We start from the raw sequence: 20,911 nt of genomic DNA, 5'->3' as shown, positions 1-20,911 counted from the left end.
AATAGTACGAGATGTTACTTAACATAATGCTATCTGAATAGTTTTTGAGATGCATACCTTTTCACGAGCCCACCTGAGCGATTCAATCTTGTTATGACTAATCAACAAACGACCCGACGTCTGGATGAGCTGCAGTTCGATAACCAATTTACACGGGAGTTGCCGGCCGATCTCGAGACAAAAAATTTTCGTCGGCAAGTCACAGAGTCCTGCTACTCGTCTGTGATGCCCACTGAGGTGGCTCAACCTCAGTTAGTTGCTTATTCAAAAGAAGTCGCTGATCTGTTGGATCTGCAAATAGATCCCTCGGAGTCTGATCAGTTCGCTGCGGTTTTCGCCGGAAATCATGTGTTGGAGGGCATGGAACCGTTTGCCATGTGTTATGGCGGTCATCAGTTTGGAAACTGGGCAGGTCAATTGGGAGATGGGCGGGCCATTAATCTGGGAGAAGTGCTTAATCAACGAGAAGAACATTGGACCTTGCAACTGAAGGGAGCTGGTCCTACTCCTTATTCGCGTACAGCAGATGGTTTAGCAGTCCTGCGTTCTTCAGTTCGCGAGTTTCTGTGTAGTGAAGCCATGTTTCACCTGGGAGTTCCGACGACACGTGCTTTGAGCTTGGTGTTAACGGGTGAGCAGGTCGAACGAGATATGTTTTATGATGGACATCCCAAACTTGAACCTGGTGCCGTTGTCTGCCGTGTTGCGCCGTCGTTCCTTCGTTTTGGGAATTATGAAATATTTGCGGCCCGTGGTGATATCGAAACACTGCGTAAACTGGTCAACTATACAATTCGAACCGATTTTCCGCATCTTGGCGAGCCGAGTCGTGACGTCTACTTGCACTGGTTTGAAGAAGTTTGCCGTCGTACTGCGGAGATGATAGTGCATTGGATGCGTGTCGGGTTTGTGCACGGCGTCATGAACACAGACAATATGTCGATCCTTGGTTTGACCATCGATTATGGACCCTATGGTTGGCTGGAAGGTTACGACCCGAACTGGACTCCCAACACGACTGACGCTTCAGGGCGGCGGTACCGATTTGGGAACCAGCCACAGATTGCACTTTGGAATCTTGTGCGATTAGCGAATGCCCTGCATCCATTGATTGAAGATGCTGAGCCGTTACAACAGGCGCTCGACGTTTATTCAGACCGTTTTGAGCAGGGCTGGCAATCGATGATGACATCGAAGTTGGGTCTGAGTTCTTTTCAGCCTGAGATCGATCTCAAGATGTTTGAAGAACTCACAGAGATTTTACAGTTAGTTGAAACAGATATGACCATTTTCTTCCGCAAATTGTCGTTGTTAGAAACAGAAAATGGAAATCAAGAAGTTGCCGATGAAATGGAGTTACTCGCCCCATTAATGGATGCCTATTACGAGCCTGAAAAAGTAGTTGGGGAAGTTCGCGCAAAGATATGCAACTGGATTCGCGGCTACCAAAGTCGACTCCGCCATGAATCATTGTCTGATATCGCCAGACGAGAAAAGATGAACCGTGTCAATCCAAAGTACGTGTTACGGAACTATCTGGCACAATTGGCGATTGATAAAGCAGAGCAGGGCGATTTTTCCATGGTCAATGATTTGCTTGAGTTATTGCGACATCCGTACGACGAGCAGCCAGACCAGGACCAGTATGCTGCGAAACGCCCTGATTGGGCGCGCAGCAGAGCCGGTTGTTCTATGCTCTCTTGTAGTTCATAGCAGATTCAGGTTTGATTTTCTTTGATGACGGTTGGCAGGGTCTGACCAGCGGGAATGAATTTCAGCGAGATGGAGTTCACACAGTGCCGCGTATTTTTTTCGGTCATGCGTTCGCCGAGGAAGACGTGCCCCAGATGGCCTCCACAGTTATGGCAGATGATTTCTGTGCGAGAACCATCGGCATCGGGAAGGCGTTCGACGGCTTCGGGGAGTTCATCATCAAAACTGGGCCAGCCACAGTGGCTCTCAAACTTGTCTTCACTTCGATATAAGGGCGCGTTGCATTGTCGGCAGATGAAGGTGCCCGCTTCTTTGAGGTTTGTATATTCTCCTACAAAGGGATGCTCGGTCCCTTTATGTAGGATGACACGGGCTTCCTCAGGTGTGAGTTCATTATATTTTTGTTCGAATGACTCCATGAATCCAGTTTCTCTTTCAAAGTTTTTGTTAGACTCGCGTTAGCAAGGTGGCAATTGAGATAAAATGAAACTCGTATCGCTGTGGATGATCCATAAGCAGACGTTCCATGCGTTGATAAAGTTTCTCGATGATATTTCCCTTGAGCAACTCGTCCGGCAGCGCAGCTGCAAGTACCGGTTCTGAAAAAGCTCGCAGAAAACTGGTATAGCTGTGCGCCCAGGTTTCCCGATCATTGGTAGTGGCAAAAGCAGTGTTGAAAGGCACCGGGACATCGCGTGAATCTGCATGTTCGATACGATAGGCGGCTGCTAGTTCTGGTTTGTTCCGGATGGGAGCAATTAGTTCTTCAATATCGCGATAATAAGCGGGGAAAACAAAACTTTCATAAAAACTGCGCGGTAACATATCTGCTTCGACGAAATCCAGTAACGCATCACTGAGCACATCCATGAGTCCGTGACCGGTAGAATGAGTTTCGTTTCTCCCAAAGATCTGAACCAGAAGCTTACCACCACTAACCAGCTCGTCAGCTCGTGCGGTGTAAAAGTGACATAGATCCTGATGGGCCTGATTCTGGAAGGGGATCAGTTCACTGGCTGAAACTTCGACTCCCTCACGTGGTGCATGGGGATTGGGCTGCATCGGCAGAATAAAGTGTGGCAGCTTGGCTGCCGGTCGGGTTTCAAAAAAGCCGATGGCATTAAACGTGGTAGCCAGGTGCAGGCTTTGGGGAGGAACTAGTCTTCCGAACGCTGATCCCCCGATGGCTGCGATATAGACGTTGGTTGCGGAAAGGCGAGGGGACGATGCAGGAAAGAGGTTCAAAAACAGCTGATTGAAATCGTTCGTGGGGAGATCGTCGAACAAAGCCCAGACAGGCAGGTCAGATTGACGACGTACTGTTTCAATCAGATGCTTCATAGCATGGATGGCGTTGGCTCCCTCCGAAGAGCCGATATCAAGAAAATTCCATGATTGCTGATTCGAGTCCGGCGCAGGTAACGCGGCAATTGCTTCTTCGAGCCAGGGAAGAAATGCATCAGAGGCAGAGCGCTGTTCTTTCGAGTTAGCGTCGTAGTAACCACCACCTTTCATACCAGTTGTTGTGGGCATGTTATTTAGTCCTGTCTACGAAACAACTCAAACTTGAGTTAACGATATGCGATTTTGAATTAGCAATTTTCAATATTCCGATTTCCACTGTGTTCTGCCTTCAGTGTATCGAATGCAAAACCATGATTCTAGAATTGTCGTTTGGCCTCTCTAAAATTGTAGGCGATTAAGACAGACTTAAAATGAGATATTACGACGCTTTTTGATGAGTTTTGTTTCAGTAGTAGCTTGAAAAAGATCATTTTTGGGAATGCGAAAAAACGGACCTATAAACCCTGTTCTACAAAGGTGTTTGCTTCTATTTACGATTTCAGATAAAGAGATGAGATAGATGATGTTACGTTTATGTCGGAATACCAGATTCAAAAGTTTTTTTGACCTTTTTACCCTCGGATGTTAAATTAGTAACATCAGTTCAAAGCATTCTCATTTCACTTCTCATTAATCAAACAAGATTAAAACAGGAGTTGCCTACGAATAGCAATCTCGTATCAAAAAAAGATGGTGTTCATTCCGAACGGGCATCTTACCAAAATTAAGGAGGGCTTCTTTATGGCCAGAAATTCACACATTGGAAATAACACATTAATCGATATCTCGGCCTTAGAATACATTCTTCTTGGTGACTTACTGGATTTATTGGAGGAAGCCGATGGAGATGTAGGGGCCTGGAAATGGATCTCCGAAGTATTGGATACGCTATTGAAAACAATGCCCCGTGAATTTGAGTTACAAGATGAAGGTGGCTATATGGAGGAAGTGCTTGAGGAGCAGCCTAATTGGCAAGCACAGGTCAAAAATTTATATGAGGAACGCTGTGAACTACTGGTTAAGTTAAAAGAGTTGCAAACCCGCATGCAGGCGGCACGTCCTCTCAAAAAGATAGCGGGTGAATTACGACACGACTTGCGTGACTGGATCTCTTGCTACATCGCACACCAGCGACACGAACGTCGATTGGTTCAAGACGCTTTCAACAATGATATCGGTGCCGCAGACTAACTTTCTGAGTGCTTAACTCAGACTAGATCGCTTATCACATATTTGACATAATTGAAAATGTGTGAACGATCAGTCATACGCATCGCATTATTTTGTTTTATAATCATCCTCATTGGCATACCACGAACTCCACAAAACACTAGAACATTGCCTGTTCGCGAGACACTTATCAAGGTAGCATAGAGTACGCCAAGAATTCTTTTGAGACGATCTGTCTGACTACTCAAAAGATTCGTGATTTTAGTGTATTTCATAGTCATTTTGCGATCATATTCTTGCAATGTAATGATCTGAGTTATTGAATTGAGTCAATCTACCTACAATGAGAAAGTTCTATGTCTGATGAAACACGTTACCGTGAAATTGAAATATCTGGTACGCCTCGCGAAATGGGGCGTCAGTTGGGAGAAGCCGCTTGCGAAGAAGTGCGTGCGTTTTGCGCCATCGCTTTGGAACGCCTGAATAAGACCGTTCAAGTGAGTTATGAAAAAGCAAAAAGCATCTCCGAAAGTTGTATCCCACTGGCTGAAAGCTATAGTCAGGATTCGGTGGAGGAATTAAGGGGTGTCGCAGAAGCAGTGGGTCTGCCTCTCTGGGAATTGATGCTTCTGCAGATTCGGAATCAATTTACAGCCGACTCAGACGCGGGTTGCACGGCGTTGAGTTTACCTGCTAATTCGGAACGGGGTATGGTTGTTGCGCAGAATTGGGACAGTGACCCAGCACTTGATCCATTTACGGTGGTTCTGACACGCCGACCGATTGGTAAGCCTGCATTAATGAACGTGACCCAGGCTGGCTTAATTGCGTATATCGGGTTTAACGAAGCTGGCATTGGTGCCTGTGTGAATACACTGCCGGCACCGAGCCGACCACTGGGTGTCCCGCATTATTTCACTTTGCGTGGTCTTTATGAAGCGAAATCGCTTGATGAAGCAGCGAATGCGATCCAACGTGCCAATCGAGCGATTCCCGTGAATATCATGTTGGCGACTCCTGAAGGACCAGCCGATATTGAAGCGTCTATTGAAAATGTTTATGTCCTGCATCCTGATGAAACAAGCTGGATTACACATACCAACCATTGCCTTCATCCGGAGATCTGCGAATATAACGAACAGTTCCCGGAATTGATCGAATCTCATCCCCGCAAGGCGCGCATTGACACTTTGCTAAACTCTAGTGCCAATGGAATGAACATCGATGAGATCAAGGTCGCACTCTCAGACCATGAAGGTCATCCGCGTTCCATTTGCCGGCATGTCAACCATGATGAAGGGACCGGATTCTGGCAAACCGTATTTTCTGCCATCATCGAGCCGGAACAAAATCGGATGCACGTCTCACGGGGAACACCCTGTGATTCGGCTTATGAAACATATCAGCTGTAACATGTCTGGTTGAGTCGATTGTGAGAGAGACTTATTCTTAGTTTCGCCATAGTTCAGGTTTTTCGAAAAAGTCTTGACAGATTATAGGCAAGTTGTCTATAACTGATTCGTTCAAGATATTTCGGAGTTGATATGGCTAGAAAAAAAACACTCCATGTGACCGATACAGAGTTTGCAGTGCTCCGTGTACTATGGCAGAACGGTAAAGAAACGGCCCGTCGGATTACCGAAGAAGTATATCCGAATTGTACGGCATCAGATTTTGCCACAGTCCATTCGATGCTCAAACGGTTGGAAGCGAAGGGGGCCGTGAAACGTGATCGGAGCACGCACCCGCATGGATTTGCCGCCGCGGTGACCGAATCAGATATTGCCGGGTTGAAACTGGCTGAATTGGCTGATCAGCTTTCAGATGGTTCGATGGCGCCATTTATTCTGCATTTGATGGAGGCTCAAAAGCTGAGTCAGGAAGATGCCGATGCGATTCGTAAAATGCTCAAGAATTACAAACCCAAGGGGTAATAAGTGATGTGGCAAACTCTATTTGAAACTGGAATCAGCAATGCACTAGTCGCCTCAGTGATGGCACTCCTGGTACTGGTTATCACAAGGATTTGGAAAAATCCGCATGTGGCTCATCTATTGTGGTTGCTGGTGCTTGTCAAACTGGTATCGCCACCGCTTTGGCATATTTCTATTCCCGTTCCACATATGTCTGCCCATTTCCAAGCAAATGATACTACAGAGACTTTGTCTCTGAATGAAAGTCAAATCAGCTTTTCCAAACCGGAACCGATCAAATTACAAGAAGTTGAAACTATGAGTGGGGACCTTATCGCAGCAGTTCCTAACGATTCTCTTTCTCATTTAGATGATACAGAATTGGCCAAGCAGGGGTTTGAACTTATGGCAGGTAGTCAACCCACTCCCTTGTCGGTGGAAGCGAGTGTCCTGCCTCAATCGGAAGGTCGAGAGAGTCTGTTAGTTTTCTTACCCGAGCTTCCTGAAGAAACAGCTTTGTGGTGGGTGGGGCTCGTGCTGTTTTGGATAGTTGGTTCTCTAGTCTGGACTATGAAGTTCTGTTATCGAGTTGTTGAATTCAATCGGCTCATACGTCAAACGTTGCCAGCAACAGATGAATTGAAGTCTATCGCGGAACCGGTCGCTAATAACTTTTCTCTGCGCCAATTGCCAGATCTGCGTCTCACCGAAGCAGCGCTGAGCCCAATGGTTTGGCCTGCTGCTTACCCGTCCATTGTCGTGTTGCCTAAGCAATTAGTCGCTGGAATGCATGGTAACCAACTGGTTACTATTTTAGCTCACGAATTTGCTCATCTGCGACGTGCAGACCACTGGGTTCGTTTTCTGGAAGTTGTGGTGATTGCACTATATTGGTGGAATCCAGTCGTCTGGTGGGTACGACGTGAGTTGCGGGCCGCGGAAGAAGCATGCTGTGACGCACTTGTTTTGCGAATGTATCCGAATCAATTAGCGGATTACGGAGAAGCGCTGCTACGTACCAATGAATTTATCATGTCAGACCAAGTTTGTTCACCTGTGTTGGCAAGTGGATTTGGTCATTCCTGTTCTCTAAAACGGAGAGTTGAAATGATTTTGAAGAATGAATTCGGAAAGCCGGCATCGCCGGTTGTGAAAATAATGATTATGGCGATAGCGCTTGGGATTTTGCCGATGGCAGCCGAAGTCGCTTTGGGGCAAAAGGAGGTTGCACCTTCGGATCTGGATATTAATATTGAGGTCGAGCAGGACGAAGAACTATCAGAACCTAAACGCGTTCGGGTAAAGGTAAGGCCTGCCAACAAAGGTCGTGACCTGGACAACAGCATTCTTTCGTCTCCAGAAGCTCAAGTGAACCAGCGGAAATTGATCCGTTCATCGAAAATTAAAGCTCAAGACGAAGACAGGGAAGAAGAACTCTTTTTGAGTGATGATTCTGAAGAGGATGGTGACAGGGAGGTCCGTAAGAGTAATTCGGATTCATTGGAAAAACGCGTTGATCGAATGGAGTCGCTACTCAAGCAGTTACTTGCAGCTCAATCTCGCCAGAACGTGCCTAGAGCAAAAAATATACACATACCGCACTTACCGTACAGTGGTCCTCCAGGAAAATCAAAACCTTCGATTCATTACGGTACTGTCCCGAGGCTACCACTTGGCCTACCAGGCCCAAATCAAATAGTTGTAGACCAAGCAAAGCTTAAGTCGCAATCAGTCAAGGAAATTAATGGGCTTGGAGATTCAGTTGTGATAGATAGGATCGTGAAACATCTGCAGTTTGAAATGAATGGTAGAAACCTAATTTTGAAAAAGCAAGCTGAGATTGAGCGTCTTACAAAAGAAGTGGCACAACTTAAAGCGGCTTTCGAACAGATCGAACAATTGAAGGCCGCCCTCAAGAAAGCGGAAGAGGCTAAAGCGAAGGCAAACCATTGATCATGCAAAGCAGGGACCGCTCGATGTGCTTGTAAAAGGTGAGACACGTCACTGAAAAAGATTTTCAACCTTAGTAAAAAATGATGTCCGGGTAATCCAGTTCGCCCGGACTTCGTTTTTGAGAGAATACCATAAAAGTTTGGGTTGATGGGAAAGATACATTCAAGTGATAACTAGCATTTAATTGTTTTGCGCTTTTTACCAACTCGTCCTGCTGATTCGATCTTTTCAATGTATGTCAAGGCCTGTGGAACTTTGCACGCGGTATCGCCCATGTCGACCGGCACAACACCTACTTTCTTTGCGACCTGCTTAGCCTTTTTCAACAGTGGTTTAACGTAAGAACCCACGGCGATGACAAATCCATTCATTGTGTAACGAACTTTATTAGGTGCCTGGTGAACTTCTCTGGCAACGCGATCCAAGAGCGATTTAATTTCCTCCAGATCTAAGTCTTCATCAGGTGTTGTCGCTATGATGCCAGCGTAGGTATTCCAACCACTGCTCGCGATCGACTCTGTCTTGGATCGAATCCATTTCATGGCCAGCGCCTGAGCATGAGGGTTTTCGCTGGCCACACCAGGGACGGTATACTCCGATAGCGTGGCACATGTTGCTGTTTTGGCCCATGATTCCAGTTGCTTTTTTGTCATTTGTGAGCCATCAGCCACAATACCGGCTAGGTACATGGCATCGTAATTTCCTGTCTCATATAACTCACAGGCCAGTGCTTGGTTTCCTTTGATTTTCTTGGCAATCAATTTGAGATCAGCGATCTTCACACCAAACGTGTCCTCCGGCATCCCATGACGTGCATAGGTCTTTCGAGTCTGTGCGTTGCCTTTTTTCTTAAGCTCGGTCATAACTTGTTTCAATGTACTCATATCATGTCACTTCACAATAGGGGGAGATGTTGTTGTTCACTCAATGTTGATCACATTTAATGTATCATAAAATATGAAGATTATGAACTAATTTGAGCAATAGTTGTCAATGGTCGATGTCTTACTATACTTTCAGAAAACATGAATTCTCTTTTGGATTATATTGCAGAAGCAAAATCTTCAATCGATTCCATCAGCTTTTTCTCATTGATTAATCGAAATGAATTTTCGATTGTTTTTGCTGTTCTGATACGATCCAGTCTGAAGCATCTCGCATCGTTTCGAAGATGATCCCACGCCAGTACATACCACACAGGCCAATTCAGAAGTAAATAATGTGGCTCAATGATGCGTTTCGTTTTTTTCTTTTCTGCATCTTCATAAGTAATGTTGAGTTCCTTCATTTCAAAGAACGCTTCGTATACAGCATGCCCCTTAGTCGCTGCCACGTTTTGAAAATCCTCCAAAACCTGTTGAGAGGCCAGTTCGCCGACCAGAATTCTTCTCCTTAAGGCTTGGATTCTATCTCTTTGTTCCTGTGGGAAAGAGACAGATATCTTATGTCGAATTGCTTTTAAATTTCCAAGAAAGATAGGAGAGCCAATTTTTTCCATGACTGCCATACTGAGCAGTAAGTCGATCACCTCACGGTAATTGAGATTGAGCCGGCCAATTCCCCAATGGCGGCGCAGCCATATACCCCCACCGCGTCCCTGACTTGCTTCTATCGGGTAACCTTTGTCTCTTAATACATCCAGATCGCGCATCAAAGTGCGAGGAGTTACAGAAAGGCGATTGGCAAGATCGGAAACAGTGTAGAATTCTCCTGCTTTGAGCAAGCCAATGAGTTCATCAAGGCGTTCGAGTCTGGATAGTATTTTTTTACGTCCCATGTATAAAATATGACATATTTTGTCTTATTAGTCAATTATCATTCATCATCGAAAATCAAACCAATTCAGTGTGTGCTGTTTTGATGTCTTAGAAAATAGTTCTAATGAGTTACTTTGATCATTTTAAACTGACTAAGTAACTTTCGATCAGAAATAAAAGTGAAATTCTAGAATAGGAACGAGATGATTGAGCCGTTTAAAAATATGTTTAACAAAAAGATGATTGCTGCTATGGGGATACACTTTCAGAGGGCCTGGCCTGACTTTGATTGCGCTGGGTTTACGAAAATGTCGACAAAAGGTCTTAAAAATTTAGAGCTTAAAGAGCGTTCTTCCCAAATTACCGAAGCACTTTGTACTTTTTTGCCCCGTGATTTTGATAAAGCGGCTTCCGTGATTTTGGGTAGTCTTGCGGATGAGTATGGAGGTGATGTTGATGTTACAGTCAACACAGAAAGTGGTATCTCTGGCTGGGGGGTGATGCCTATGGTGGAATATGTCGGCCTTCAGGGACTTGAGCACTTTGACCTTTCCATGTCGTTGTTTAAGGAAATGACCAAGCGGTTTACTTCTGAATTTGGCATTCGACATTTTCTTTTAGCAGAGCCCAGACGCACTTTATCTGTGCTGAAAAAATGGGCCAAAGATTCGAACTATCATGTACGTCGTCTGGTTTCGGAAGGCACGCGTCCACGTCTTCCCTGGGCGATGCAATTACCCGGTTTCATTGATGACCCAACTCCTATTTTGGCACTACTTGAAATCTTGAAAGACGACAAGGAAGAATATGTGCGACGTTCTGTTGCCAATAATTTAAATGACATTGCTAAAGATCATCCGGATCTTGTGGCAGAAATTGCTAAAAGGTGGATGAAAGATGCAGAAAAAAATAGAGAAAAATTAGTGCGACATGCTTGTCGTACCTTGATCAAGCAGGGACACAAGAAGACTTTAAAAGTGCTTGGATACGGCACACTCAGAGCAGAGCTCGAAACATTAGATATTTTGACGCCATCTGTCAATTTTGGTAATGAGCTCAAATTTGAAATTTCTTTGCGATCTACTTCCACAAGACCACAGAATTTCATCATTGATTATGCGATTCATCATCAAAAGGCAAATGGAACCACTACTCCTAAGATTTTTAAATGTAAAACAGGAATTCTGAAACCTTCTTCAACACTCAAAGTCTCACGAAAACATCCGCTCAAAAAAATTACGACACGGGTTTATTATCCAGGCACACACCGCGTTGAAATTTTTGTGAATGGATCTTCATTTGGTGCTAAAGATTTTGAGTTAATCATGCCGTAAAATGAAATTTATTGTCAATGATGAGTCATTTCAAACAGCCAAACTAATATTTAAAGAAAGAGTTCTATTATGATTATGTCTGAAAAAGTGATTGTGGAATGGGCTCCTTTTACTCTTGCCGAAGGCATCAGTGAGCCGGCGTTGCTAAAAGCCTCTGAAGCTTTACAGGAGGGTTTCCTGCGCAAACAAAAAGGGTTCTTGAGAAGAGACTTACTGAAACGTGAGGGACGACAATGGGTCGATGTCATTCACTGGGCCAGCAATGAAGATGCATCATCTGCAATGCAGGCTGTGAATGAGAGTACAAGTTGTCAGGCTTATTTCCAATTGATGGAAAACATAGAAGCCGCTGAAGGGGATATGGTCCATTTCACAAAAGTACGCAGTTGGGAATAGCACAGTTTAAAGTGAAACATCCAAGACAACTCTTATCGAATTGTCTTGGATGTATTCTTTTTCAGATTTGTACGAGACTTGCGATTACGAATTGACGTTCAACAATCCACAGGCTTCTGCGTAACCAGGAGATGGTTTACCATATTCGCTGGCGGTGACACGAGCGAGACCTACCAGTTGGCGCCAGCGGAACGCTGCTCGCGTATTACGGAATTCCTCATTCACTGTGCTGTAATACTTTTCGGCGTGCAAGGCACCATCTTCGCTGGTGGCGTATCGTAGCAAAAGATCGAATACCGGACGTGCGCTATGTCCAAGTTCTCCGTAACGATGAACCACGGCCGCAGCACGGAACTGGTCCTTATCGCGAATGGCGGCTTCTGCTTCTTGAATCAGTGTTGCTGGATTCTTTGACGTAATCTGCTCAATCTGTTCGTCGAGCGGATAAGGTACCGCATTCAGTTTGCTTTTGTATCTGCCAGTGGCTGTATGATAAGCCCCAACAATTAAGCTGGCGAGCGTATTCCGCTTGTTACTCACACGGGCAATATTCCGCCAGGCGTTGGCCGAATCGGAAGCATGTACGCCGACAGAATCCCCATGTACGCTGCCAATCGGTTTATCGGGGCGCGCCTTTGTGCGACCCTGGTCATGCAGGACCAGAGCATTCGAGGCGAGGGAGATTGCCTCTCCGATTGCTTCAGGATCAAAACCTTCTGCCAGGGCCGCGGCAGCAGCGTCGGCGGCCTGTTCGGAACTGCCGCGGTAGATCGTTTGAGCGAGCGACTCCACCCAGGCATCATCTGCTTTTCGCTTCCCAATTGGTTTACTGAGCAAACGGTATTGGTCAAGAAGCATGGGAAGCACGGTCCGAATTTTCGATGGTTGACGCTTCGAGTTGACAATACCTTGTTCCGCTTTCACACAGAACCTGACCGATTGACGAAGGAGGCTGTGTGCATGTTCTTGTCCGACCATATCGAGCATTGCCCACGCGCGCCAGGACAAAACAACACGATGAACGTTGAGTTCATCCTGAATAGCGAACTGTAAATGGTTAAAGGCTTCACCAACAGGTCCTTGTGCCTGTGCGGCGAATACACTTTCGGCTTTGTCGTAATCAGCACTACGAGTTGCAGCCTGCAACAGTGGTCCACCGGCACTCCCTTTCGGCAGAGTTGTTGCCTTCACAGGATGGAGGACTTCGTTTTTGTGGTGCCCCGTTTCCTGAATCCGTGAGGTGTTTCGATAGAGTACTTTCAATACGGGAAGTGGCTTGAGTTCCGTCGGCAGTTGTTGGGCCATCTGGTAGGCAGGTGCAAGCGCCATAAACGTATGAAATCCCGTGTAATCCTGGCCGCCAAACGATCGCGTATTTGCAAGAGCGGCAGCCGATATTAAAGTCTGCAAATCGGTACCAGAATTTAATTTTTTGACCAGCATTGTTTGCAGTTTATTGAGCGGTGTTTCCTGCATGGCTGCGACCAGGGGTTCCATGTTCCCAAAAGTAAGCTTCTTTGCGTCATCATCAGCGAAAACAGGAGAAAGTCCGAGATCAAGTGCGAGTGATGACCCTACGCTTCCGATCAACATACCTCGTCCGATGTCTGCCAGAAATTCGCGGCGGCTGTTCGAGTTCATTTTTTTTCTCCTGCTAATGTGATGGACCGAAAATGATAAACATGGCTCCAATTTTCCTGTTGTCGAAAACAGAGTCGAAGTTTGCAGCTTTCCTGCTATATATGATAACGCAGAAGCGTTACATCGTTCCTTTATGAGTTATGTAGGAGGGGACCTCTGCTTATGAACTGTGATATGCTAAGTCTTTCATTAGAAATTGCTTATGACAAATTGCTTCGCGAATGTAACGTTTGTGCGTTATTATCATTTGGAGTATTACAAACGAGCTCGGTAAGATAGGACTTAAGGAGTTAATTCATGGCGTCTTCGATTTGTCCGAGAGCTGATGAACTGAAAGCCTTTGCAGTCGGTGATCTTCCTGAAGCAAAGTTGGAAAAGATTGCGGCCCATGTTACAGATTGTCAACATTGCGATTCTTCACTTCAAGATTTGGACGAATATGCCGATTGTCTCGTGACTGGGTTAAAGTCCCTCAATCCAGGGCGAACTGGTGATCAAACACTGAAAGTACCACAAAAACTGGTTGAAGTAGCCCGGAGTGTTGGTTACCAGCATGAAGATGGCGAATGTTCTGATGTTTTACTCGATTCAGGACATCGGCTGGCTCGCAAACTGGCTGATGGCCCATGCCGATTGGGACGATTCGAACTCGAAGCGGAGCTGGGTGTGGGTTCGTTTGGTTATGTCTTTCGCGCCAGGGATATTGAACTGGATCGAATTGTCGCTTTAAAAGTACAACGTGCTGGGACTTTTGCCGACGATGAAGAAATCGAACGGTTCTTCCGCGAGGCGCGCAGTGCGGCTCAGCTCAAGCATCCAGCGATTGTCGCAATCTACGACACGGGCCACACCGAAGAAGATGTCTGTTATCTCGTTACTGAATATATTGATGGTGAGACTCTGGAAAGCCGGATACAGTCTGGGAATATCGACTATGATCGCGCCGCTGAGTTGGTCGCAGAAATCGCAGATGCGTTGGCCTATGCACACGAACATCACGTGATTCATCGGGATATGAAACCATCAAATATTCTGATTGATGCCGAAGGTCACCCTCACATTGCGGACTTTGGACTAGCGAAACGCGATAACGGTGACACGATGACTTCCGAAGGTCGTGTCATGGGGACGCCTGCGTATATGTCTCCCGAACAAGCGCGGGGGGAATCGCATCAGGTAAATATTCATAGCGACATCTATAGTCTTGGGGTCATCCTCTACGAAATGCTCACAGGCGAACGGCCGTTCCAGGGAAATCGGCGAATGCTCCTGTTGCAGGTACTTGAAGATGAGCCCCGTTCTCCCAGACAATTGAATGACCAAATTCCCCGTAACCTGGAAACAATCTGCTTAAAAGCGATGGCGAAAGCCCCTGCGCGGAGGTATCAGAGTTCTCGTGAATTTGCCGATGACTTGCATCGTTTCCTTTCTAAGGAACCAATTCTCGCGCGTCCGGAAGGATATGGCGAACGATTATGGCGCTGGTGTCGTCGGTATCCTTTTGCAGTCAGCCTGTTCTTGGCAATCGCTATAGGATCGGGAGTGGGAATTGTCTATCTATCGAGCTTGTCCGAGTATTTTGTGAGGCAAACGGCTCTCGAGGGTGCGCGGATGGAAGCGGCTATGTTGGACGAGACCTGGAGATTTTACAGTGAGTTGATTGATGGGTTAAACCGAAATAAGGTTGATGTGCGGATTTCACCACATTATACACCTCAAGATGGCATATTACCGCTACCTGCAACGTTTGCCATCGACATGGGAGAGCGCATCAGCCGCACTGATGAAAATTTGAGCGCCCGTATTTATAGTCGCTACCCATGGCCGAACAGAAAAGACGGTGGCCCTCAAGACGAATTTGAACGCAAAGCATTGGATTGGTTGGAAGAAAATCGGAATGGTTCTGCGCAGCAATTTAAAGAGTATTACGAATTTCGTGAGATAGACGGGCATCGTTGGTTATTATTTGCCAAGCCTCGTCTTATGGAAAAAAGCTGTCTCAACTGCCATAACGACGTCAAGAGTAAAAGCCCCAAGAAGGACTGGCATGTTGGTGAGGTCGGTGGTGTTTTCAAAATTGGACGTCGACTCGACCGTGACATCGAAGCTACGAGAACTGGCCTTCGCGGAGCGTTCATCTTGATGACCTGTATTGCAGTTGTTCTGTTGGTGATCGGCGTTTGTATCGTGAATGCCAAATCCCGTCGCAGCCGTTCTTTTCGATTGTGATACTCAACTTTTAGAATACTCAGCATTAAAGTAGAAAACGATATGACACGAACCGATGACTCACAAAAAATTAATGTGCGAGTTGGTTCCGTTTCAACGTCTCGAAGTCTGCTGTGCAGGCTGAAGGAAGATGATTCTGAGGCCTGGGATCGTCTGGTTGAATTGTATGCACCTTTGGTGTTTCATTGGTGCCGGCGGCTCAACGTGCCAGAACAGGACATCGTCGATATTTTCCAGGACGTGTTTCAATCGCTTGCCAAGAACATTAATCAGTTCCATAAGGATCGTCCCGGGGATACGTTTCGTGGTTGGATGCGGACGATTACACGTAACAAAGCCTATGATCACTTTCGCAAAACCGGTCGTCAACCAGGAGCGATTGGTGGTACTGAAGCCTACAAAGCACTTTCACAATTTCCTGATGTCGAATGGGACGACGATCAAAGTGATGACAATGAGATCCACGACAGTTTATTTCTTCATTCGCTCGAACTGATCCGCCAGGATTTTGCCAAACAGACTTGGGAAGCATTTTGGCAAGTTGTTGTGGAAGGAAAGACTCCCAGGGAAGTCGGTGAGGATTTGTCAATGCGTCCTGGGACCGTGCGTGTTGCCAAATCGCGAGTGCTTCATCGCTTGAGGCAGGAACTGGGCGACGTTCTGGATTAAATACAATTTTTAAATTAGTCTAAGAGTCGGGTATGGTTCATTTCAAATTGTCCCTGGGGCTTATGATGAGTTTGAGGTATCGGTTTGGGGAGTGTGAAGCAAAAAGTAGAACCCTTATTGCCAGAAGATTCAACCCAGACTTTTCCCTGATGGGCTTCAATGATTTTTTTGACCATCGCCAGTCCCAATCCTGTTCCTTCATAGTCACAAGTGTTGACAGCACGTACTAAGGGATTAAAAATCCGTTGCTGTTCTTTTTCAGGAATTCCAATTCCATTATCTTCTACCATGACAACAACAAACTGGTCTTCATTTTTTGTGCTAATGCGTATGACAGGTGCATGGTCTTTTACATATTTGCATGAATTACCAATGAGATTCTGAAAGACGGTCGCCATCAAATCTGGATCAGCATAAACGTTATCCAACTGGCCAATATCGATGGTTGCATTTTGATCTCGAATTTGCATTTCCAGAAGCTGGCATACAGAATTCAAGACTTTGTCGAGAGAAATTTGTTCTCGGTGCAAACCTTTATGCCCTAGCATAGAAAATTCAAGTAAATCATCGATCAGTTTTTTAAGACGACCGGCGATCGAAGGCAAACTATGGAGCATTTCCCGTACAGAAGATTCCATCTGGTTTCCTGCCTCTTCAATCACAATTTCACTGATCATCTTGATGTTTCCCAAAGGAGCTTTTAAATCATGTGAAGCAGCCCTGGCAAATGCCTGCAAATTGTCGATTTGAAGTGCAAGAGACTGTAATTGCCGCTTGCGTTCAAGAGAGTGAAAAATTGTACGAGAAAGTAGTGGCTTGGAGATCTCGCCTTTAATTAGATAATCTTGTGCTCCTTTTTGAATGGCTGTGTAACAGAGAGCTTCATTCTCCCATGTCGATAAGACAATGATTGGGATGGCGGGGGATGTTTTTTGAATCACTGTAATCAAAGCGAGAGCAGAATTATCTGGTAAACTCAGATCAAGAAATACAACCGAGTAGTTGTCTTTTTTCAGACAATCACGTGCTTCATCTGTCGATGTGACGTGTGTTACTCTATCATTTTTACTATTGCTGATTTCATTCAACTGAGCAATGACTCTTTTGGCACGTTCTGTTTTCGCTTTCACCAAAAGCACCTTGAGCTTTTCAAGTTGATTGTCAACATTCATGTAAAAATCGCCTGCTTTAAAAGATGAAGTTTTAAGAAATAATTAATAATAAAAAGCATTTATAAAACCTCAGAGTAATCTAAGTGAATCATCTTTTTTGTGAAACTGATGCTATGATTATCGTAAACGTAAGTTAGAGTTTGTACTCATCAGAATCGGGATGTTATGTGTAGTACGCTTGCCTCAAAATGTCAGAGCTATCAAGTTGTCACTCGTGAAGTTACATTGAGTTTAGTTGTCAATGACTGAATATAAGTTCTGATACAACTGGTGCCAGTACAATACAAGTCGTTGAGCTGATAGTATGAGGTGATCAAAATCTTACGAGTTTAAAATGTACTCGTTTCCATGAGAGAGCGTACTGTTAGCGCTTTAGATTCTAATTAGAGTAACATTCTGTGCACATCAAAGAAGGGGGCCTCAAACTATATCAATCTAGCAACATTGATATGAATGGAGGCAAAAAACTCAGACTTTACTTTATCTATTCGCGTACAAATAAAGTGTTCAGATTAATGATGTTGAATTTGAAATGAATCAGCTGAAGCTAAATCCCAAACTTTTTTGTAAACCGGATAGGGACAATCTTCGAGGAGTTCGCCCGGTTTTAGAAAATCAAAGGCTTCGTGATAAGAGGCCATTTTAGTGCGCCCCGTTCTCAAGTAGACATGCCAGGGGCGTAGTTCACTGGGATGGTCGAGACCAGCAGCCGCGATCACATCAGCAAATGCTTCCATCGTATTCTTATGAAAATTAAAGGTGCGTGTGCTTTTATCTTCGACATTCAATGCCTTCTGACGTCCTGGATCTTGAGTGGCGACGCCAACGGGGCACGTGTTGGTATGACATTTCTGAGCTTGTATACAGCCCACAGCCATCATAAAGCCTCGCGCGGCATTACACCAATCCGCGCCGATGGCCAAAGTACGGGCCAGTGTAAATGCCGAGCTGACTTTTCCAGAAGCAGCGACTTTGATTTTGTCTCTTAGATTGCACCCAACGAGCGCATTGTGCACAAACATCAAACCGCCTCGTAAAGGCATTCCCATGTTGTCGGAGAACTCTAAAGGAGCTGCACCTGTACCACCTTCACCACCATCAACGGTAATGAAGTCAGGTAAAATTCCCGTTTGCAGCATCGCCTTACAAACACTGAGGAATTCACCAGGATGCCCGATACACAATTTGAAACCGATTGGTTTACCTCCCGATAAGTCACGAAGTTGTGCGACATATTCGCACAATCCAATGGGGTTGCTGAACGTATTGTGGCCGGGAGGAGAAACACAATCTTGTCCCATCAGAATTTTTCTTGTGGAAGCGATTTCTGCTGTGATCTTTGCTGCTGGCAACACGCCGCCATGTCCTGGTTTGGCACCTTGTGAGAGTTTAATTTCGATCATTTTCACCGCATCGTGGCTGGCTTGTTCGCGAAACAAGTCGGGGTTGAATGTTCCATCGTTATTTCGACAGCCAAAATATCCAGTACCAATTTGCCAGACAAGATCGCCACCATTCTTTAGATGATAGGGACTCACTCCACCTTCACCCGTGCAGTGGTAGAATCCGCCCCTTTTTGCTCCTGCATTCAAAGCCAATAATGCATTCGGACTGAGTGCTCCAAAACTCATGGCTGAAATATTGAGAATAGAACAGGAGTAGGGTTGTTTGCATTCAGGGCCGCCGACTGTGGTACGGAATAACTCTTTCGATTTAGGACGCGGTGCCATGGAATGGTTGAGCCATTCATACTCATCACCATAGATATCCAGTTCTGTTCCAAACGGCTTTAATCCATCAATATTTTTCGCGCGCTCGTAGATCAGTGATCGCTCATCATTATTAAAGGGGCGGCCGTCGATGTTGCTTTCGACGAAGTATTGATGGATTTCTGGACGAATCATTTCAAATAGAAAACGTAGATGTGCAATGATCGGATAGTTGCGTGTAATACTATGCCGCGTTTGCATCAAATCCCAGGTACCAAGTAAAGCTAAGGGAATCAGCACGAGCAGCGACCAGAAAAAATCATGATCTACTGCGAGGCCCAGAATCAGGCTTAAAACTGTTAAGATGATCGTCAGAATATAAACCAAATATCTCATTGAAAGCACCAATCAGGGACAATGACAAAAGTGATAAGAAATAGATTGAATGACGAACAAATCAGGTGACTTACTGAGTTGGGTTTTTGGGGACGTCTTCTTCCGGAGTGACACCACGTGTTAACAGAAAATCAACAATCAGGTTTAACTCAACAGACGACATGGAACTTGCAAACGCAGGCATATTATGACCACCATTATTGATGCGAATAATAATGTCATCACGAGTCAGAAGTTTTCCAATCTCTGTCAGTTCCGGTCCACGATGGCCTCCATATCCACCAATGTCATGGCAATAGAGACAACCTTTGATATGCATCAGCTTGGCCCCTTCTGCGAGAGGTCCCTTATCGGTACCGACGACAGAAGCGGGTAATTCTTTTACACCAAAATCGGGCGACCACGGTTTTTTATATCCATAAATCGTAAGTACAATGAACGCCATCGAGATGAAAATGACAGCGCCCCCGGCCCAGGGACGTTTCGAAGGGGCGCGGTGTCCTTTATTTGAGATCAGCGGCAAGAAGAATAAGACAATGAAACCGACAACGGGCACTCCCAGAATCACCCAAGTTTCAAGTTGAGGAGGGAGTAGCGAGAGCACTGCGAAATACCATAAGAAGTACCAGTCGGGCAGGGGATTCGCGTTGATACTACTGGGGTTAGGCGGAGGATCTAGCGCGGGAGGTCCCAGAAAAATAGAACAGGCCATAATGACGCCGACGATAACCGTCGAAAAGAGCACGTCGCGCCACATGGCGACCGGCCAGAAGGGGACCCCCGTTTTTTGGATTCGCTCTTCGTAGGCTTCTTTATAAGTGTCAGGGTCAACTGGTTCGTTAACGTCAGGCATTTCTGAGATGCCATGCCGCATGATTAATAACATATGCAAAACAATGCCGGCAATAATAATGGCGGGCATGATGAAGACATGCATCGCAAAGAAGCGCGTAATCGTAGAACCGCCGACTGTTTCGCCACCGAGCATGAAATGCGCAAGTGTGGGTCCGATATAGGGGGTTCGGCCCGCCATTTCCGCAGCAACGGTGACTGACCAGACCCCATTTGCATCCCAGCGTAATAGCTGACCGGTGAATGCCATTCCCAGTACTACGAATAGCAGTACCACGCCACTCATCCAGTTCATTTCGCGTGGATATTTATAGGTGGCGTGCATGAATACTTGAACCATGTGGATTACAGCCAGCATGACCATTGCCGAGGCGCCGTAATAATGCATGCCGCGCACAAGACTTCCCAGCGGCGCAACATCAGTAATATATTTCAGGCTTTCATAGGTGTCTTCCCCGCCAGGAACATACGACATGGCCAGACCGATTCCGGTCACGACCTGTACAATGAATGCGCAGAGTGTGGCACTTCCGAAAATATACCACCAGCGTGCATTATCTGGCACGAGATGTACCATCAGAGGAACAATGTAATCGGTAAAACCAATTCGATTGTCGATCCAGTTCCAAGTTCGCTTGAGAGAGTTGTTGCTCATTCAGCCGG

17 protein-coding genes are annotated in these 20,911 nt (G+C 45.7%); 9 read left to right on the top strand and 8 right to left on the bottom strand.

The genetic code is table 11. From position 1 onward, the window contains the following. Positions 1–93 precede the first annotated feature (93 nt). Positions 94–1,713, top strand: a complete 1,620-nt coding sequence (locus tag V202x_RS16370; protein ID WP_145177167.1) for a protein adenylyltransferase SelO — start codon at positions 94–96, stop codon at positions 1,711–1,713. Positions 1,714–1,718: 5 nt separating this feature from the next. Here the strand turns inward: V202x_RS16370 and V202x_RS16365 are convergent, their stop codons facing one another. Then, the gene (locus tag V202x_RS16365) at positions 1,719–2,132 is read right to left on the bottom strand and encodes a methionine-R-sulfoxide reductase (RefSeq protein ID WP_145177164.1); all 414 of its coding nucleotides are present in this window, start codon (positions 2,130–2,132) and stop codon (positions 1,719–1,721) included. A gap of 28 nt (positions 2,133–2,160) precedes the next feature. Beyond that, positions 2,161–3,246, bottom strand: coding sequence for a cyclopropane-fatty-acyl-phospholipid synthase (locus V202x_RS16360; RefSeq protein WP_145177160.1), 1,086 nt, complete (start codon positions 3,244–3,246; stop codon positions 2,161–2,163). A gap of 552 nt (positions 3,247–3,798) precedes the next feature. Between V202x_RS16360 and V202x_RS16355 the strand changes: the two genes are divergently transcribed. The 4 genes from V202x_RS16355 (at position 3,799) to V202x_RS16340 (ending at position 8,093) form a co-directional block, all read left to right on the top strand. Further along, positions 3,799–4,248: a hypothetical protein gene (locus V202x_RS16355; protein ID WP_145177157.1), complete on the top strand. Its 450-nt coding sequence runs from the start codon at positions 3,799–3,801 to the stop codon at positions 4,246–4,248. A 335-nt stretch (positions 4,249–4,583) separates the two neighbouring features. Continuing rightward, positions 4,584–5,639: a C45 family autoproteolytic acyltransferase/hydolase gene (locus tag V202x_RS16350; protein WP_145177154.1), complete on the top strand. Its 1,056-nt coding sequence runs from the start codon at positions 4,584–4,586 to the stop codon at positions 5,637–5,639. Positions 5,640–5,771: 132 nt separating this feature from the next. Beyond that, positions 5,772–6,161 (top strand): BlaI/MecI/CopY family transcriptional regulator, encoded by a 390-nt coding sequence (locus V202x_RS16345; protein WP_145177151.1) that lies wholly within the window; start codon positions 5,772–5,774, stop codon positions 6,159–6,161. 6 nt (positions 6,162–6,167) lie between these two features. Then, on the top strand, positions 6,168–8,093 hold the full coding sequence (locus V202x_RS16340) for a M56 family metallopeptidase (protein WP_232099021.1): 1,926 nt from the start codon (positions 6,168–6,170) through the stop codon (positions 8,091–8,093). Between the two features lie 173 nt (positions 8,094–8,266). On the opposite strand, the gene V202x_RS16335 is transcribed toward V202x_RS16340, so the two are convergent. Then, entirely contained in the window at positions 8,267–8,977 is a 711-nt protein-coding gene (locus V202x_RS16335; protein ID WP_145177145.1) for a DNA alkylation repair protein, read from the bottom strand. 158 nt (positions 8,978–9,135) lie between these two features. After that, positions 9,136–9,870: a helix-turn-helix transcriptional regulator gene (locus V202x_RS16330; protein ID WP_145177142.1), complete on the bottom strand. Its 735-nt coding sequence runs from the start codon at positions 9,868–9,870 to the stop codon at positions 9,136–9,138. 288 nt (positions 9,871–10,158) lie between these two features. On the opposite strand from V202x_RS16330, the gene V202x_RS16325 reads away from it, so the two are divergent. Together V202x_RS16325 and V202x_RS16320 are read left to right on the top strand one after the other, a co-directional pair. Beyond that, complete coding sequence (locus tag V202x_RS16325; protein WP_197992925.1) at positions 10,159–11,184, top strand: DNA alkylation repair protein; 1,026 nt, start codon at positions 10,159–10,161, stop codon at positions 11,182–11,184. A 69-nt stretch (positions 11,185–11,253) separates the two neighbouring features. After that, complete coding sequence (locus V202x_RS16320; RefSeq protein ID WP_145177136.1) at positions 11,254–11,580, top strand: hypothetical protein; 327 nt, start codon at positions 11,254–11,256, stop codon at positions 11,578–11,580. An 84-nt stretch (positions 11,581–11,664) separates the two neighbouring features. Here V202x_RS16320 and V202x_RS16315 read toward each other — a convergent pair whose 3' ends face one another. Next, the gene (locus V202x_RS16315) at positions 11,665–13,221 is read right to left on the bottom strand and encodes a hypothetical protein (RefSeq protein ID WP_145177133.1); all 1,557 of its coding nucleotides are present in this window, start codon (positions 13,219–13,221) and stop codon (positions 11,665–11,667) included. A 297-nt stretch (positions 13,222–13,518) separates the two neighbouring features. Here V202x_RS16315 and V202x_RS16310 point away from each other — a divergent pair, with 297 nt between their 5' ends. Beyond that, positions 13,519–15,450, top strand: coding sequence for a protein kinase domain-containing protein (locus V202x_RS16310; protein WP_145177130.1), 1,932 nt, complete (start codon positions 13,519–13,521; stop codon positions 15,448–15,450). Positions 15,451–15,492: 42 nt separating this feature from the next. Further along, positions 15,493–16,119, top strand: a complete 627-nt coding sequence (locus V202x_RS16305; RefSeq protein ID WP_145177127.1) for an RNA polymerase sigma factor — start codon at positions 15,493–15,495, stop codon at positions 16,117–16,119. Between the two features lie 14 nt (positions 16,120–16,133). On the opposite strand, the gene V202x_RS16300 is transcribed toward V202x_RS16305, so the two are convergent. The 3 genes from V202x_RS16300 to V202x_RS16290 all read right to left on the bottom strand — a co-directional run bounded on the left by V202x_RS16300 (position 16,134) and on the right by V202x_RS16290 (position 20,903). Next, complete coding sequence (locus V202x_RS16300; protein WP_145177124.1) at positions 16,134–17,291, bottom strand: hybrid sensor histidine kinase/response regulator; 1,158 nt, start codon at positions 17,289–17,291, stop codon at positions 16,134–16,136. A 512-nt stretch (positions 17,292–17,803) separates the two neighbouring features. Further along, the gene (locus tag V202x_RS16295; protein ID WP_145177121.1) at positions 17,804–19,396 is read right to left on the bottom strand and encodes an FMN-binding glutamate synthase family protein; all 1,593 of its coding nucleotides are present in this window, start codon (positions 19,394–19,396) and stop codon (positions 17,804–17,806) included. A gap of 70 nt (positions 19,397–19,466) precedes the next feature. After that, entirely contained in the window at positions 19,467–20,903 is a 1,437-nt protein-coding gene (locus tag V202x_RS16290; protein ID WP_145177118.1) for a cytochrome b N-terminal domain-containing protein, read from the bottom strand. Between the last annotated feature and the right edge of the window lie 8 nt (positions 20,904–20,911).

It is taken from the genome of Gimesia aquarii (assembly GCF_007748175.1).
Lineage (GTDB): Bacteria > Planctomycetota > Planctomycetia > Planctomycetales > Planctomycetaceae > Gimesia > Gimesia aquarii_A.
The sequence above is the reverse complement of the archived record's forward strand: the minus strand, read 5'-3'. Positions and strand labels throughout refer to the sequence as shown.